This is a genomic window from Amycolatopsis sp. NPDC102522, from assembly GCF_055584485.1.
Map to the genome: position 1 here is coordinate 1 of NZ_JBVJLY010000013.1, position 13,448 is coordinate 13,448.

The following is a 13,448-nucleotide window of genomic DNA, read 5'->3' on the forward strand; positions in this document are numbered from 1 at the left end:
CAGAACCGCACCCGCACAGCCCGCCCCAACGACACACGACCAGCCATCACAACCTCCGAACACAATCGGTGTTGCAACGACCCCGTGAACCCAAGGGGCCTTCACGGCGTCCGGTATCGCCACTGCTGGCTCAGTGCCGCTGGTCCCCTTCCTCGCGCGGGACGTTAGGCAGGGGACCTTCGTGTACAGCGAGCAGGCCATGGGCGGGTGGTCGTGAGTGGTAAGTGGCGTTAGAGCGGACCGGTCTTTGCCTGCCTACCGCTGACCTGGCCGATCCCAGCGGATGTCCATCGACGATGTAGGAATCGGGACGTTCAGTGTCCAGATTCTTACATCGTCACACCTTCCGTCCAGCACAAAGACATCGGATCCCAGGGGGTAGGCAACTACGAATCCGTTAGAACCCTCATTGCCGCTCACGACCAACCCTTCCGGCCGCTTTCCGGCACTCTTGCTCGCCGGGGTCCGTGAAGGTCCACTCGGCCTGGTGCTATCTGCTGGGTTCCGGTTCGGTGGCGTGGTGGCTGTGGGCATGCCGAGGGGCCCGTCGCCGTGTTGGCTGGCGGGCTCCTCGGGTCATGCGGGGGTTCAGACGCGGGTGTTGCGCCGGGATCTTCGTAACGGATCCAGATACTGCGGCGGAATGAACTCCGGTAACCCATCGGCCGCCATCCGGACTTCCCAGTCACCGTGATGGATCAGCCGATGATGAAAACCGCACACCAGCACCAAGTTGCGAAGATCTGTGGGTCCGCCGTCTGCCCAGTGATGAATATGGTGGGCGTGACAGTTCTTGGGTCGTCGATGACACCCAGGGAACGCGCAACCCCGATCACGAATGTTCAACGCCCGGCGCTGACCTGGGGTGACAAACCGCCTCAGCCTCCCCACATCCAGGGGTTCTCCGGCCGCGTTGAGCACGATGGGGAGCATGAGGCAGTCGCAGGCGGCCATGCGGGCTTCGCGGGCGGTCATGGTGCCGGCGAAGTCGAGGCAGGCCTTCCCGATCCCGGACTTGAGCTCCTCCAGGCCGATGGTGACGTGTAGGAGGGTTCGGTAGCCGTTGGTCCCGGGCTGGTCCGGGCACGCGATCGCGAGGTCGAGGAGTTCGGCCCAGGCATCGCCTTGGCGTTCGTCTTTGGACCGTGGATCCGCCTGCCCGAACTCATCCACCGGACGAGGCTTCGCATACGCCTCCAGCGCGGCGGCCGTCCGGGCACCCGTCTCATCATCGAGGAGGCCGTTCAGCTTCCAGAAGCCGTCTTTGCGGCGTTCCAGGGTGACTTCGCGGCGTGGCTGCTTCGGCTCGGGCTCTTTCGGTTCGTTCCCGTCCGGGTCGAGCCAGCCCATGATCTGCTGCTCGGCATCCGCCACCTGCCGCGGCCCCGCACCCCGGGCCAGATCGGCCAGGATCTTCTCCGCACTCTCCCGATCCTCCACGGAGGTGTCGGGCGGGATCCGTCCCAGGATCTCCAGGATCTGGGCGATGCGCTCAGCCCCGATCATCCCTTCCGCGGCGAGAGCGCCAGTGGCGGGCGCCAATGCCGGGATCTCCGTGCCGTCCAAAGCACGGGTCGGGTTCATCGCGATCGCCTGATTCACCACTGGTCGAGCCTCACTCCACGACAACCCCGCCACATCAGCAAACCAGGACACAGTGGACCCATAGCCGAACAAGTCTTTGACGCCCCGAGACTCGACCTCCGCCAAGTGCTGCCCCAGTCCGGCGGACGCGACCCGCATCACCTGCAGGAACTGTTGCACGCCATGGGCAAGCTCCAGCTTGCCAGCGCGCCACAACTCTTGCGGCAACTCGGGAACGAAGGTCTCGGACACACCTCCATAATACGCCACATCAGTCGAACATGTGTTCGTAATTTTAAGTGACAATAAACCGGGAGCATCGACACCTGAAGAGTGATTTCGCCAGAACGAAGCCATTACCCGGCGCGACACCAAGCCGCCAAGATCACCGAAACTCAAGGAAAGTCAGGCGCGCACTCAAGCGGGACAGCGCCGACATGAAGGACGACTTCGCCTCGTGAGTGACAAAGAGTGCGGGAAGTACTGCCGAACCAGCCCGCTACTGCCGCATTGCCAGAAGTAGACAGAACTCAAGAGGTGAGCGTTTTCGTATAACGGTGACAGGGCACCGAAATCGGCCCATCGAAACCAAAGGCCAGGTTGTCGAACAAACCCTCGTCGACCCACCCGCTCCGCTCGTAAAACCGCCGCGCCCGCGCGTTCCCCGGTGCCACGGCGAGCCAAGCGTGGGAATGCCCGCTGTCACCCACCCGGCGTTCGGCTTCCGCGAGCAGCGCTCCGGCCACCCCGCTCCCGCGATGATCCGACGAGACGAAGACCTGTTCGACCTCATCGCCGATGACCATCACGAATCCAGCCACCTCGCCGTCCACCACGGCGACAGCGGTGTCGGCGATGCTCTGTTCGGCCCGTGTCCAGAACGACTCGCGAGTGCGGGCCCGCACGAGTTCGTCGGGAACGTGGCCGAGATGGCCGTCCTGCCAGCCGTGGTACCAGATGTTCGCGACGGCGTCGGCGTCCGCGGGGGTCGCCCGTCGAAGTGTCAAAGACATGACCCGGAGTCTAGGAAACCAGCGCGCCGATCCGCCGCTCCACCTCGTCCGCGCTCGCGTTCCCGGCGACGAGTGTCACCACCTGCTCGCCGTCGTCCGCCAGCAGGGTCGGGTATCCCGTGACTCCCAGGTCCCGCGCCCGCCGGAAGTCGGCCGCCGCGGAAACCCGGTCCAGGGCGGTCTCGACGGCGTCCCCGTCCAAACCCGCCCGCTGCGCGACCACGCGGTACGTCGAGACCTCGGACAGGCTCAGCCCGTCGAGATAGAAAGCCTCCTGTAGCAAGGCTGCGAGCCGCACCGCGCGGTCCGGCGCGACTTCACGCAACGCCGCCATCCCGCAGGCGGCGGCCTCGGAGTCCATGACGAACTCGCCATCCGCGATGAGTCGTTCGTAGCTCTCGCCGAACGGAGCGCCGGTCCGGCGGGTGATCTCGGCGTTGGCTCCCTGGACGTAGCCGAACTGCCGGATCGGCACGCGGCGCCCGCCGATGAACAGGCCGCCGGACACCACTTCGACCGGCAGGTCGGGATGCCGGTGCGCGACGTCGGCCATCGTGCGGGCGAACCCGTACGACCAGCCGCAGTACGCGTCGAAGACATAGATGAGCTTCATGACGAGACTCAACAATGTCTGATCAGTCAGATATTCCTACTGGAGTCGGGGGAGTGCGTCACGGGCGGAATGGCTCAGCGTCCGCAGGTCCAGCGCGAACCGTTCGCGATGGTCCGCGGGCAGCGGGTCGAGGAAGAGCCGCTGGATGTTCTCGACGTGCACCCGCGCTGCCCGCACGGTCGTCTCCTCGCCCTTCGCCGTCAGCCGGACGAGTTGTACGCGGCGGTCTTCGGGATCGGCGCCCCGGAGTACCAGGCCGAGCGTGGTCATCCGGTCGACCAGCCGGGTCGCGCCGCCGGTGGTCAGCACCTGTTCCTGCGCGATCGCGCGCATGCTCATCCCGGCTTCGCCCGACCTCCCGACGATCAGCAGGACCTCGAACATCAGGTGCGAGATCCCGCATTCGGCCTCCAGTGCGCGGCCGAGGAGGTATTCGAGCCGGTTCGCCGCGCCCATCATCCGCCCGAAAGCGATCACGCGCGGGTCGTAGGCGGCTTCTTTTGCCGTGGTGATGCCCATTTCAGCTCCCTGCCGACAAGGCCAAATAGACGTCGAGCTGTTCGGTGAACTCGGTCAGATCGGTGCCGAGCAGTTCGCTCGCCCGGCCGATCCGGTACCGCAACGTGTTGACGTGGACGTGCAGTGCTCGCGCGGCCCGCGTCGGCGAGCCGGAACATTCGAGGAAGACGCGCAGGGTGTGCACCAGATCGGTGCCCTGTTCGGCGTCGTAGGTCAGCAGCGGGCCCAGCACCCGCCGCCGCAACGCCGCCCGGAGGTCGTCGGGGGCGCCGGCCAGCAGCAGCCGGTGCATGCCGATCTCGCCACCGGGGACGACCTCGATCGTGCCCGGCCGCATCCCCGCCACGGCCAGCGCGTAGCGCGCGACCTCTTTCGCGCCCCGCAGGACGGAAACCGGGGAGCGGTCGCTGATCCCGATCAGCACCCGGCGGCAGGGCAGCAGCGACTCCACTGTGGACAATGCGGCGGCGACCGCGGCGGGCCAGTCGTCCGGCCATTCGCCGTCGTCCTCGGCCAGCGCCCAGGTCGTCTCCCCGGCGGGCCCGACGAGGGCGCCGGGCGGCAGCAGCTCGGTCAGGATCCCGCGTGCGGCTTCGGATCCTTCGGTGCGGGCGACGACGACACGCAGATCGCCGCGCAGCCCTGTCGCGGTCAGCGCCGCGTGCGGATCGCTTCCCTCGTCGAGCGCGGCGAGCAACGGTTCGAGCACCCTGTCGGTGACAGCGCGGACCTCGTCCGCCCGTGTGCGCGCGAGCCCGATCAGCCCGGCGAGTTCTTCGGCGATCTCCGCCTGGGCGGCGGTCAGCGCGCCGCCGATCGCGAGCAGCCACGGCAGCGCGTGCCTGCCGCCGACCGGCCGGACGGAGACGTCGTCGGCCTCCAGCGAACGTCCGCCCGCGGCGACGAACCGCCGCACCAGCTCCGTGGCCGCGCCCGTGGGCTCCACCCAGCAGGGGAGGCCGATCTCCGCGCGCGCTCGTTCCAGCAGGGTTTCCAGCGACGCGTCTTCCGTCGCCGCTGAAAGCAAACGCTTGCGAGCACCTTCCGCGGCCGCTGCCAACGCCAGCACGACGCGTTCGGTGACGACCGAGAACGACAGATCCGTCGGCACCTCCAGCAACGGAATCCCGTGTCGCGTGCAGGCTTCGACGAGGTCTTCGGGGATCCCGTCGGAATCCGCTCCGGATGCCGCCAGCGCCGCGGCCCCGGCCTTCGCCAGCGCGGCGACGAAAGCCTCGGAATCACCCGGCCCGCGCCACCACAGCAACCCGCTCAGGACGAGTTCGCCCGCCGACACGTACCGCCCGGGATCGGGCAGTTCGGTGACGTAGATCCGGGACACCGGACGGTCGAGCAGTGCCGCCCCGGCGCGCGCACGCAAGCGCAACCCGGGAAGCGCGAGCAGAGTTTTCACGGTCGTCATCAGGTTTGTAGGAAAGCACAAAACAGCCCGGCCGGGCAGGGGAGATTTCATGCTTCGGCACCGTTGCCGCCATACGGGCGCAGGGCGTCTACTGAGTCAGCCGTCACAGCACTCCACCGAACCGAGGAGCCCGAGAGTGGATTTCCTGCGCCCCAGCTCGCTGACCGAGGCGCTCGCCGTCAAGGCCGAGCGCCCCGACGCGGTGCCGATCGCGGGCGGTACGGACGTCATGGTGGAGCTCAATTTCGACCACCGTCGTCCCGGCGCGCTGCTCGATCTGAACCGCGTCACGGAACTCGCCGAGTGGACCGAGGCCGACGGCGGGATCCGGCTCGGCGCGTCCGTGCCCTACGTTCGGGTGATCGCTGAGCTGGGTGAAGTTCTGCCCGCCCTGGCGATGGCTTCCCGCACCGTCGGCTCGCCGCAGATCCGCAACCGGGGCACCGTCGGAGGGAACCTGGGTGCCGCCTCGCCCGCCGGTGACACGCATCCCGTGCTGCTCGTGCTCGGCGCCGAGGTCGAGGCCGCGTCGGTGCGCGGGACGCGGAGGATCCCGGCCGAGGAGTTCTACCTCGGCGTCAAACGCAACGCCCTCGAACCCGACGAGCTGATCACCGCGGTGCATCTGCCCGCCGCCGTCGGCCCGCAGCAGTTCGCCAAGGTCGGGACGCGCAACGCGATGGTCATCGCGGTCTGCTCGTTCGCGCTGGCCCTGCATCTGGACAGCCGCGAGATCCGCGCGGCCGTCGGCTCCGCGGCCCCGACCCCGCGCCGGGCGACCGCTGCCGAAGAATTCCTTTCCGCCGAACTTCCCTGGTCCACCAAAGCGGCGATCGCGGATTCGGTCAAACGCCGGTTCGGCGAGCTGGTGTCCGAGGCGGCGTCGCCGATCGACGACGTCCGCGGCAGTGCCGACTACCGCAAGCACGCGCTGTCCGTCCTGGCGCGGCGGACGCTGACCTGGGCGTGGAACGACTTCCAGAAGGGTGAACGCGAGTGCGCGTGAACGTGACGATCAACGGCGAGTCCCGCCAGGCCGACGACGTCTGGGAGGGCGAGAGCCTGCTCTACGTGCTCCGCGAACGGCTCGGTCTCCCCGGCTCCAAGAACGCCTGTGAACAGGGCGAATGCGGATCCTGCACGGTGTACCTCGACGAGGTCCCGGTGTGTTCGTGCCTGGTCGCGGCCGGTCAGGTCGAGGGCCGCGAGGTCCGCACTGTCGAAGGGCTCGCCGAGGGCGACAAGCTCGACCGTGTCCAGCAGTCCTTTGTAGACGCGGGCGCCGTCCAATGTGGCTTCTGCACCCCGGGCCTCGTGGTGGCCGCGCACGACCTGCTCAACCGGGTCGAGAACCCCGCCGACGAGGAGATTCGCGAGGCACTGGCGGGGAACCTGTGCCGGTGCACCGGGTACGAGAAGATCCTCGACGCCGTCCGGCTCGCCGCGACCAGGGGAGAGACCGCGTGAAGACCGTCATCGAGAACGCCGCGATCGCCACCGTCGACGGTGCGGGCACCGAGCACGCCTCGGGTCACGTCGTCATCGAGAACGACCGCATCGCCGCGGTCGGCGCCGGGAAGGCTCCCGACGGTGAGTACGACGAGCGCATCGACGGTTCCGGCTACCTGGTCACGCCCGGGCTGATCAACACTCACCACCACCTCTACCAGTGGGCCACGCGCGGCCTCGCCGCCGACCACACGCTGTTCGAATGGCTCGTCGCGCTGTACCCGATCTGGGGCAGGCTCGACGCCGAGATCACGCACGCGGCCGCCACCGCCGGGCTCGCGCGGCTCGCGACCACCGGATGCACGACAGTCGCCGACCACCACTACGTCTTCCCGCGCGACGGCGGAGACCAGGTCGAAGCGCTCGCCGCCGCCCGGATCCGCGTCGGCGTGCGGCTGCACGTCGTGCGCGGCTCGATGGACCGCGGCGAGTCCCACGGCGGGCTGCCGCCGGACAACCTCGTCGAGGAGACCGAGGCCGCGCTGCTCGGCACCGAGGCCGCGATCGACCGGTTCCACGACGCCTCCGCCGGCGCCCATCTGCAGATCGCGGCCGGTCCGTGCTCGCCGTTCTCGGTGAGCGAGCGGCTGATGACCGGCGCGGCGGAGTTGGCTCGCCGCAAGGGAATCCGGCTGCACACGCATCTCGCCGAGACGATCGACGAGGAGAAGCAGTGCCTCGCCGAAGTCGGCTGCACCCCGGCCGAGTACGCCGACAAACTCGGCTGGCTCGCCGAAGACGTCTGGCTCGCGCACTCGATCCACCTCGCCCCGGAAGCGATCCGGCGCCTGGGCGCCACGGGTACGGGAGCGGCGCACTGCCCGACGTCCAACGGGCGGATCGGTGCCGGGATCGCCCCGGTCCGGCAGCTGCTCGACGCCGGGGTCGCTGTCGGGCTCGGCGTCGACGGCGCCGCGTCCAACGAATCCGGTGGCCTCGGCGAGGAACTGCACCAGTCGCTGCTGCAGGCGCGTCAGCGTGGCGGGCCGCGTGCGCTGACCACCCGCGAGGCGCTGTGGATGGGCACGATGGGCGGCGCGCGCTGCCTGGGCCGCCAGAAGGACCTGGGCTCGGTCGAGGCGGGCAAGCTCGCCGACCTCGCCGTCTGGGACCTGAACGGCCTGAACTACGCCGGGATCACCGACCCGGTCGCCGCCCTGGTGCTCGGCGCGACCCCGCCGATCGCGCGGCTGTTCGTCGGCGGCGCGACCGTGGTGACCGGCGGGACCCTGCGCGAGGAATCCGAAGACGAGATCGCCCGTGAGCTGGCCGTGGCCAGTGCCCGGCTGAGGGAGACGGTATGACCACCACTGAAGTCTCCAAGCAGACCACCGAAAATGGCGTGGGCGCGAGCCCGCTGCGTCCGGACGGCACGGTCAAGGTGCGCGGGGAGTTCGCGTACTCCTCGGACCTGTGGCACGAGGACATGCTGTGGGGCGCGACGCTGCGCAGCCCGCATCCGTACGCGCGGATCACCGGCATCGACATCACCGACGCCCTTGCCGTGCAAGGGGTCTACGCGGCGCTGACCCACGAAGACGTGCCCGGCGTGAACAAGTACGGCCTGGAGCACACCGACCAGCCGGTGCTCGCCGTCGACGTCGTGCGCTACCAGGGCGAGCCCGTCGCGCTCGTCGCCGCGGACCACCCCGAGACCGCGCGCCGCGCGATGAAGCGGATCAAGGTCTCCTACGAGGTCCTCGAACCGGTGACGGACTCCGAGAAGGCCGCCGCCGGTGAGGGCGCCGAACTGCACCCCGGCGGGAACGTCGTGCGGCACGTCAAGATCCGCCATGGCGACCAGTCGGTGAAGGCCGACGTCGTGGTGTCGGGCGTCTACGAGGTCGGCATGCAGGACCAGGCCTTCCTCGGGCCCGAGTCCGGCATGGCGATCCCGGACACCGAAGGCGGTGTCGACCTTTATGTGGCCACGCAATGGCTTCACGTCGACCAGCAGCAGATCGTCGCCGCGCTGGGCCTGCCCAAGGACAAGGTGCGGCTGACGCTCGGCGGGGTCGGCGGCGCGTTCGGCGGCCGCGAGGATCTCTCGATCCAGGTCCACGCGTGCCTGCTGGCGCTGCACACCGGCAAGCCGGTCAAGATGGTCTACAACCGTGAGGAATCCTTCTACGGTCACGTGCATCGCCACCCGGCGAAGATGTACTACGAGCACGGCGCGGACAAGGACGGCCGGCTCGTTTATGTGAAGGCGAAGCTGTACCTGGACGGCGGCGCGTACGCCTCGTCCACCGGAGCTGTGGTGGCGAACGCGGCCACGCTCGGCGTCGGTCCGTACAATGTGGACAGTGCTTCGGTCGACTGCTGGGGCGTGTACACCAACAACCCGCCCTGTGGCGCGATGCGCGGCTTCGGTGCGGTGCAGGCGGGCTTCGCCTACGAGTCCCAAATGGACAAGCTCGCCGAAGCGTGCGGCATCGACCCTGTCGACATCCGGATCCTGAACGCCATGGAGGAAGGCAGTCTCATGCCGACCGGTCAGGTGGTCGACTCCGCCGCGCCGGTCGCGGAACTGCTGGAACGCCTGCGCGCCAAGCCGTTGCCGGTCACGCACGAGGAGCTCGACCTGCGCCGGATGCCCGGCGGCGTCTCCAACACCACGCACGGCGAGGGCGTCGTCCGGGGTGTCGGCTACGCGGTCGGCATCAAGAACATCTGCTTCTCCGAGGGTTTCGACGACTACTCGACGGCCCGCGTGCGGCTGCAACTCGTCGGCGGCGAACCCGCGGCGACCGTGCACACCGCCGCCTGCGAGGTCGGCCAGGGGCTGGTCACGATCATGCAGCAGATCGTGCGGACCGAACTCGGCATCGAGCAGGTGACGATCCTGCCGATGGACACCACCATCGGCAACGGCGGTTCGACGTCGGCGTCGCGGCAGAGTTACGTCACCGGCGGCGCGGTCCAGGCCGCGTGCGTCGCGGTGCGATCCGGGCTGCACAAGCACTTGGCGGGCAGACTCGCCGCCGACGGGAAGCTGAAGGTCGTCGCGAACAAGGTCGTCTCCGTCGACGGCAGCGTGCTGGCGGACCTCGCCGACGTCCTCGGCGACGAGGTCTTCGACGAGACCGTGGAATGGCGTCACCGTCCGACGACACCCATCGATCCCGAGACAGGGCAAGGGAACGCGCACGTCCAGTACGGCTTCGCGGCACACCGCGCCGTCGTGGACGTCGACACCGAACTGGGGCTGATCAAGGTCGTCGCACTCGACTGCGCGCAGGACGTCGGCAAGGCGCTCAACCCGCAGGCGGTGCTCGGCCAGATCCAGGGCGGCTCCGCGCAGGGCCTCGGGCTCGCGGTGATGGAGGAGATCCAGACCGTGGACGGGAAGATCCGCAACCCGTCGTTCACCGACTACCTGATCCCGACCGTGCTGGACATGCCGCCGATGGACATCGACGTCCTGGAACGGCCCGACCCCAACGCGCCGTATGGTCTGCGCGGGGTCGGCGAACCGCCGACGATTTCGTCCACCCCGGCGATCGTCGCGGCCATCCGCGCGGCCACCGGGCTCGCGCTGCCCCGTGTCCCGGTGCGTCCCGAACACCTCACCGGCACCTGATATCCGCCTTTTTTCGAGCTAGGAGCACATCCGTGGGTACCCGTCTGTCCATTTCGGAGTCCGACGAGCAGAAATGGCTTGCCGAAGCCGTCCAGCTGGCCACCACGAACGTCGAACGCGGCGGTGGCCCGTTCGGCGCGATGATCGTCCGTGACGGTTCGGTGCTGGCCACCGGGACCAACCAGGTGACGCCGACGCTGGACCCGACGGCGCACGCCGAGGTGGTCGCGATCCGCGCGGCCTGCCAGGCGATCGGCGACTACAAACTCGACGGCTGCGTCCTCGTGACCTCCTGCGAACCCTGCCCGCTCTGCCTTTCCGCCGCGCTCTGGGCGCGTGTCGGCAAGGTCGTCTACGCCGCGGACCGCCACGACGCGGCCGAGGCGGGCTTCGACGACCGCGAGTTCTACGACCTCTTTTCCCGCCCGCGCGAGACCTGGTCACTACCCGTCGGCCAACTGTCCCTTCCGGACTCTTTCGCGCCTTTCCAAGCCTGGCTGTCGAAACCCGACAAGAAGGCTTACTAGAAGTCTCTTCCCGCCCCACAACGTTGTGGAGTAGGCATGACCCAATTAGGTACAGAGCGTCCCCACCTGCCCTCGTCCGAGCCGGGGCGGCTGTCCGGGCTCGACCGCTGGTTCAAGATCTCCCACCGCGGCAGCACGATCGGCCGCGAGGTGCGCGGCGGGATCACCACCTTCGTCGCGATGTGTTACATCGTGTTGCTCAACCCGCTCATCCTCGGCGCGTCGGCCGATATCACCGGCGCCCGGCTGAGCACCGAGGCGATCACGACCGCGACCGCGCTGGCGGCGGGCGTCACCACGATCCTGATGGGACTCGTGGGGAACGCGCCGCTGGCGCTCGCAGCCGGTCTGGGCGTCAACGGCGTCGTCGCGTTCCAGATGGCGCCGACCATGACGTGGGCGCAGGCCTTCGGGCTCGTCGTCCTCGAAGGCGTCTGCATCGTGTTCATGGCCGTTTCCGGGATCCGGGAACGGATCATCAACGCGATCCCGATGCCGCTCAAGGTCGCGATCACCGTCGGCATCGGGCTCTACATCGCGCTGGTCGGCCTGGTCAGCGCCGGATTCGTGACCCGGACACCGGACTCCGCGCAGTCGACGGTGCCGGTGCGGATGGGGATCGGCGGTCATCTCGAAGGCTGGCCGATCGCGATCTTCTGTCTCGGGCTGCTGCTGATGATCGTGCTCGTGAGCCGCGGCGTGCCGGGCGCGGTGCTGATCAGCATCGCCGTCGCGACCGGGCTCGCGGTGCTGGTCAACAGCGTGTTCCACGTCAAGGGCTGGGGACTGGTCGAGCCCAAGGTGCCCGACCAGGTCGTCGCGCATCCCGACTTCAGCCTGCTGGGGGACATCGACCTCTTCGGCGGCTTCGCGTCAGCGGGCGCTGTGACCGCGGCGGTCTTCCTGTTCACACTGGTGCTTTCCGGATTCTTCGACGCGATGGGCACGATCACCAGCGTCTCCGAGGAGGCGGGGCTGACCAAGGACGGCAAGGTCGAGGGGATGGGCCGCATCCTGCTGGTCGACGGCGCCGGCGCGCTCGCAGGCGGCGTGACCGGTTCGGCTCCGAACACCGTGTTCCTCGAATCGGCCGCCGGCGTCGGCGAAGGCGCGCGGACCGGGCTGGCGAGCATCGTCACCGGCGGGTTGTTCACCGCGACACTGTTCCTGACCCCGCTCGCGGCGGTCGTCCCGGCACAAGCCGCGGCGCCCGCACTGGTGGTCATCGGCGGGATGATGATGGCCCAGTGCGCGCGGATTCCCTGGCGTGACCTGGACTTCGCGATCCCGGTGTTCCTGACCATCGCGCTGATCCCGTTCACCTACTCGATCACGAACGGGATCGGTGCCGGGCTGGTCGCCTACGTGCTGATCAAGATCTGCAAGGGCAAGATCCGCGAGATCGGCTGGATCCTCGGGATCCTGGCCGTGGTGTTCGGGGTGTACTTCGGGATCGAAGGGATCATGTCGTGGTTCTGATGTTCCTCAACGGCGGCGGGATGCGTGGCGGGCCGCTCCACGAACAGTTGCAGGGCGCGCCGCTGTGCTGCGTAGCCCGTTCCGCGCCGAAGTACCACTACTTCTCCGTGGGTGACCGGTTTCCGGCGATGCACGAAGGCGGTTCCGGCTCCGTCGTCGGCGAGGTCTACGACCTGCCGCTGGCGGTGCTGCGGGACCACCTCGTCCCCGCGGAACCACCGGAACTGGAGCTGGGCGTCATCGAACTGGAGGACGGCGCGGCCTGCCTCGCCACCGTCCTGCGTTCATCCTTTGTGGACTCGCCGACCTTGACGGACATCACCTCGGTCGGCGACTGGCGGGCGTACCTCGCGTCCCGCTAGCTGTCCGTGAAGGCCTCCTTCCCTACTTTCAGGGTAGGGAAGGAGGCCTTCACGGAACCGTCAGAGAACGAAGACGAGGTCGCTCGCCGCCGCGTGGAACATTTCGGGCGTGCCCGCGTAGAAGGCTCGCCAGACGCCGGGCTTGCGGTGCTCGGCCGAGGCCGCGAAGGCCCAGGTGGTGCCGTTCCAGGTGGCGTCGACCGTCGCCGCCGTGGTCCAGCGGTAGGTGCCGAACGAGAAGTACTGGAGTTCGACCGGGATCGGGTTCGCGGTGTACTGACCGGGGAAGTCGATCGTGCCGGAGCCGGTCACGGCCTTGCCCGTGCCCCGGCCCGCCGCGAACGACGTGATCTTCGCCGGGTGGAGCACGACGATCTTCGGGGTGTCGGCGCGCGAATTCGCGATCGCCGGGTCGGTGGAGAAGAAGTCGGCGTGGTAGTTGCCGGTGCGGATCGGGGTCAGCGTCGCGGTGTAGACGCCGGTGGCGTCGGTGACCGGCCTGGCCTGGGCCTCGCCGCAGAAGCCGTTGAAGCAGAACGAGATGCCCACCTCGGCCCCCGCGATCGGGGTGGCGTCGGCCTTGGTGAGCTTCCCGGAGACCGTGACGGGCTTCCCGGCGTCGATCTTGGTGCTGCTGGTGGTCGTGGTGAGGGTGGACGGCTGGACCTCGGCGGCGGTCGCGGGCACCGCGCCCGCGGTCAGCAGGGCGGCGGCCGCGATGGTGCCGATCACGAGCTTCCTGATGATCATGTGCTCCCCAAACGGATTCCGGTGTTGGCGACCGCTAGGTCGGCCGGAAGCCGTTGCGCGTTGCGGGAAATCCCCGGTGTTCAGCA

General features: G+C 68.6%; 13 protein-coding genes. 7 read left to right on the forward strand and 6 right to left on the reverse strand.

Annotation, left to right across the window (positions count from 1 at the left end; genetic code table 11):
• Window positions 1-588: 588 nt before the first annotated feature.
• The 5 genes from ACZ6YV_RS27030 to ACZ6YV_RS27050 form a co-directional block, all read right to left on the reverse strand.
• Entirely contained in the window at window positions 589-1,836 is a 1,248-nt protein-coding gene (locus tag ACZ6YV_RS27030; protein WP_465512275.1) for an HNH endonuclease signature motif containing protein, read from the reverse strand.
• A gap of 278 nt (window positions 1,837-2,114) precedes the next feature.
• Window positions 2,115-2,597 (reverse strand): GNAT family N-acetyltransferase, encoded by a 483-nt coding sequence (locus ACZ6YV_RS27035; RefSeq protein ID WP_465512276.1) that lies wholly within the window; start codon window positions 2,595-2,597, stop codon window positions 2,115-2,117.
• Between the two features lie 10 nt (window positions 2,598-2,607).
• On the reverse strand, window positions 2,608-3,210 hold the full coding sequence (locus tag ACZ6YV_RS27040; RefSeq protein WP_465512277.1) for a DsbA family protein: 603 nt from the start codon (window positions 3,208-3,210) through the stop codon (window positions 2,608-2,610).
• Window positions 3,211-3,246: 36 nt separating this feature from the next.
• Window positions 3,247-3,729, reverse strand: coding sequence for a MarR family winged helix-turn-helix transcriptional regulator (locus ACZ6YV_RS27045; protein WP_465512278.1), 483 nt, complete (start codon window positions 3,727-3,729; stop codon window positions 3,247-3,249).
• Between the two features lies 1 nt (window position 3,730).
• On the reverse strand, window positions 3,731-5,152 hold the full coding sequence (locus ACZ6YV_RS27050; protein WP_465512279.1) for a PucR family transcriptional regulator: 1,422 nt from the start codon (window positions 5,150-5,152) through the stop codon (window positions 3,731-3,733).
• Window positions 5,153-5,288: 136 nt separating this feature from the next.
• On the opposite strand from ACZ6YV_RS27050, the gene ACZ6YV_RS27055 reads away from it, so the two are divergent.
• From ACZ6YV_RS27055 to ACZ6YV_RS27085, 7 genes are read left to right on the forward strand one after another with little or no spacing between them, the layout of a single operon-like run.
• Entirely contained in the window at window positions 5,289-6,158 is an 870-nt protein-coding gene (locus ACZ6YV_RS27055) for an FAD binding domain-containing protein (RefSeq protein ID WP_465512280.1), read from the forward strand.
• Window positions 6,149-6,619, forward strand: coding sequence for a (2Fe-2S)-binding protein (locus tag ACZ6YV_RS27060; protein ID WP_093938252.1), 471 nt, complete (start codon window positions 6,149-6,151; stop codon window positions 6,617-6,619). Before ACZ6YV_RS27055 ends, ACZ6YV_RS27060 begins: the two co-directional genes overlap by 10 nt.
• Window positions 6,616-7,965 carry an 8-oxoguanine deaminase gene (locus ACZ6YV_RS27065; protein ID WP_465512281.1) on the forward strand — a complete coding sequence of 450 codons (1,350 nt, stop codon included), beginning with the start codon at window positions 6,616-6,618 and terminating at the stop codon, window positions 7,963-7,965. Before ACZ6YV_RS27060 ends, ACZ6YV_RS27065 begins: the two co-directional genes overlap by 4 nt.
• Window positions 7,962-10,244, forward strand: coding sequence for a xanthine dehydrogenase subunit D (pucD, locus tag ACZ6YV_RS27070; RefSeq protein WP_465512282.1), 2,283 nt, complete (start codon window positions 7,962-7,964; stop codon window positions 10,242-10,244). The genes ACZ6YV_RS27065 and pucD overlap by 4 nt, the downstream gene beginning before the upstream one ends.
• Window positions 10,245-10,276: 32 nt before the next feature.
• The gene (locus ACZ6YV_RS27075) at window positions 10,277-10,771 is read left to right on the forward strand and encodes a nucleoside deaminase (RefSeq protein ID WP_020630619.1); all 495 of its coding nucleotides are present in this window, start codon (window positions 10,277-10,279) and stop codon (window positions 10,769-10,771) included.
• Between the two features lie 36 nt (window positions 10,772-10,807).
• Window positions 10,808-12,250: an NCS2 family permease gene (locus ACZ6YV_RS27080; protein ID WP_465512283.1), complete on the forward strand. Its 1,443-nt coding sequence runs from the start codon at window positions 10,808-10,810 to the stop codon at window positions 12,248-12,250.
• Window positions 12,241-12,612 (forward strand): allophanate hydrolase-related protein, encoded by a 372-nt coding sequence (locus ACZ6YV_RS27085; RefSeq protein WP_465512284.1) that lies wholly within the window; start codon window positions 12,241-12,243, stop codon window positions 12,610-12,612. Before ACZ6YV_RS27080 ends, ACZ6YV_RS27085 begins: the two co-directional genes overlap by 10 nt.
• A gap of 60 nt (window positions 12,613-12,672) precedes the next feature.
• Here the strand turns inward: ACZ6YV_RS27085 and ACZ6YV_RS27090 are convergent, their stop codons facing one another.
• Window positions 12,673-13,362: a hypothetical protein gene (locus ACZ6YV_RS27090; protein WP_465512285.1), complete on the reverse strand. Its 690-nt coding sequence runs from the start codon at window positions 13,360-13,362 to the stop codon at window positions 12,673-12,675.
• Between the last annotated feature and the right edge of the window lie 86 nt (window positions 13,363-13,448).

Coding starts and splice junctions, on each gene's coding strand:
- ACZ6YV_RS27040 (WP_465512277.1), bottom strand. CDS start 3,210: ATGAAGCTCATCTATGTCTTCGACGCGTACTGCGGCTGGTCGTACGGG.
- pucD (WP_465512282.1), top strand. CDS start 7,962: ATGACCACCACTGAAGTCTCCAAGCAGACCACCGAAAATGGCGTGGGC.
- ACZ6YV_RS27045 (WP_465512278.1), bottom strand. CDS start 3,729: ATGGGCATCACCACGGCAAAAGAAGCCGCCTACGACCCGCGCGTGATC.
- ACZ6YV_RS27035 (WP_465512276.1), bottom strand. CDS start 2,597: ATGTCTTTGACACTTCGACGGGCGACCCCCGCGGACGCCGACGCCGTC.
- ACZ6YV_RS27090 (WP_465512285.1), bottom strand. CDS start 13,362: ATGATCATCAGGAAGCTCGTGATCGGCACCATCGCGGCCGCCGCCCTG.
- ACZ6YV_RS27050 (WP_465512279.1), bottom strand. CDS start 5,152: ATGACGACCGTGAAAACTCTGCTCGCGCTTCCCGGGTTGCGCTTGCGT.
- ACZ6YV_RS27080 (WP_465512283.1), top strand. CDS start 10,808: ATGACCCAATTAGGTACAGAGCGTCCCCACCTGCCCTCGTCCGAGCCG.